The organism is Pseudomonas sp. o96-267 (assembly GCF_003935465.1).
GTDB lineage: Bacteria > Pseudomonadota > Gammaproteobacteria > Pseudomonadales > Pseudomonadaceae > Aquipseudomonas > Aquipseudomonas sediminis.
Window position 1 is genome coordinate 1 of record NZ_RHQP01000096.1, and the last position, 820, is coordinate 820.

Consider the following 820-nt stretch of genomic DNA (forward strand, 5'->3'; position numbering starts at 1 on the left):
GGCACTGTTGCAAATAGTCGGTGGTGATAAACTTATCATCCCCTTTTGCTGATGGAGCTGCACATGAACCCATTCAAAGGCCGGCATTTTCAGCGTGACATCATTCTGTGGGCCGTACGCTGGTACTGCAAATACGGCATCAGTTACCGTGAGCTGCAGGAGATGCTGGCTGAACGCGGAGTGAATGTCGATCACTCCACGATTTACCGCTGGGTTCAGCGTTATGCGCCTGAAATGGAAAAACGGCTGCGCTGGTACTGGCGTAACCCTTCCGATCTTTGCCCGTGGCACATGGATGAAACCTACGTGAAGGTCAATGGCCGCTGGGCGTATCTGTACCGGGCCGTCGACAGCCGGGGCCGCACTGTCGATTTTTATCTCTCCTCCCGTCGTAACAGCAAAGCTGCATACCGGTTTCTGGGTAAAATCCTCAACAACGTGAAGAAGTGGCAGATCCCGCGATTCATCAACACGGATAAAGCGCCCGCCTATGGTCGCGCGCTTGCTCTGCTCAAACGCGAAGGCCGGTGCCCGTCTGACGTTGAACACCGACAGATTAAGTACCGGAACAACGTGATTGAATGCGATCATGGCAAACTGAAACGGATAATCGGCGCCACGCTGGGATTTAAATCCATGAAGACGGCTTACGCCACCATCAAAGGTATTGAGGTGATGCGTGCACTACGCAAAGGCCAGGCCTCAGCATTTTATTATGGTGATCCCCTGGGCGAAATGCGCCTGGTAAGCAGAGTTTTTGAAATGTAAGGCCTTTGAATAAGACAAAAGGCTGCCTCATCGCTAACTTTGCAACAGTGCC

1 protein-coding gene is annotated in these 820 nt (G+C 52.4%); it reads left to right on the forward strand.

Annotated features, from left to right (window positions below):
• Positions 1-63: 63 nt before the first annotated feature.
• Entirely contained in the window at positions 64-768 is a 705-nt protein-coding gene (locus EGJ86_RS24905) for an IS6-like element IS26 family transposase (protein WP_001067855.1), read from the forward strand.
• Positions 769-820: the final 52 nt, after the last annotated feature.

Coding starts and splice junctions, on each gene's coding strand:
- EGJ86_RS24905 (WP_001067855.1), top strand. CDS start 64: ATGAACCCATTCAAAGGCCGGCATTTTCAGCGTGACATCATTCTGTGG.